This is a genomic window from Cognatundibacterium rugosum (genome assembly GCF_014284365.1).
Classification (GTDB): domain Bacteria; phylum Pseudomonadota; class Gammaproteobacteria; order Burkholderiales; family Burkholderiaceae_D; genus Undibacterium; species Undibacterium rugosum.
This window is the reverse complement of record NZ_JACOGG010000053.1, coordinates 1-786: the sequence shown is the minus strand read 5'-3', so window position 1 is coordinate 786 and position 786 is coordinate 1. Positions and strand designations below refer to the sequence as shown.

Annotated in this window: 2 protein-coding genes; both read right to left on the bottom strand. The window is 43.4% G+C overall.

All coding sequences use genetic code 11. From position 1 onward, the window contains the following. Window positions 1–151: 151 nt before the first annotated feature. Window positions 152–496, bottom strand: coding sequence for a hypothetical protein (locus H8K47_RS18000; protein ID WP_186882725.1), 345 nt, complete (start codon window positions 494–496; stop codon window positions 152–154). A 202-nt stretch (window positions 497–698) separates the two neighbouring features. Further along, window positions 699–786, bottom strand: an 88-nt coding sequence (locus H8K47_RS17995) for an IS3 family transposase (RefSeq protein ID WP_186882330.1), incomplete at its 5' end; no start/stop codon positions are given.

The window sequence follows — 786 nt, the reverse complement described above, 5'->3', positions numbered from 1 at the left end:
CGTTCTCCTGCAGATAGTACTCAACAACCTGTACTTTGAATTGCTTTGTATATTTACTCATGAAAACACCCCAAAAGTATGGACGGGTGTCCAACTTTTGGGGTGCAGTTCACTGAGCTGCCTTTTTTATTTTCAGACAGATTCAAGCGACTTAGAGATAAGCGCCAGCCAGTTCCGGTGTTTTTGCTTTCAGACGGAAGGCGCTCAATGCTTTCGACGCATCCGGTACTGCCAGCACTTCAGGCATGCCACTCATCAGTTCTGAAATACGGGTTTTCAAGGCTTTTGCCTGAGTAGCCAGCTTGAAATGGGCCTGACGTTCGGTCTGAACGATACTCCAGCGCACTACCGGCGATTGTGCGCCGGTATCCAGCAATGCACGGTCACGCAACCATTTTTCAAAAGAGCGGGAGGGCAAATCGCTTTCTATCCAAATCAGATGATCAGATGTCATCTTTTTGCTATTAGCCGCACGAACCAGAATTTCGTAGATCATTTTCAGACTCCTTGAGTGGCATCTTCGCGGTAATCCAAAATGGGCGAAGATTCTTTATGTCTAGAAACGTTAACGCCAGCCTCCCGGTTGACAAAGAAAGTTACAAAATCAGGAAATAATTCAAATAAATAAGATTTTTAATGAGAAACATATTAAAAAAATAATTTTTGAAGTGACCCCATTTAGTTGGACAGCTTGATAGTTACGTGGCCAAGGGCTGATTCCTGTATTGAACAGGACTCAGCCCTTTTAATTTCAGTTTTATACGGTCATGATTATAGTAGTGGATG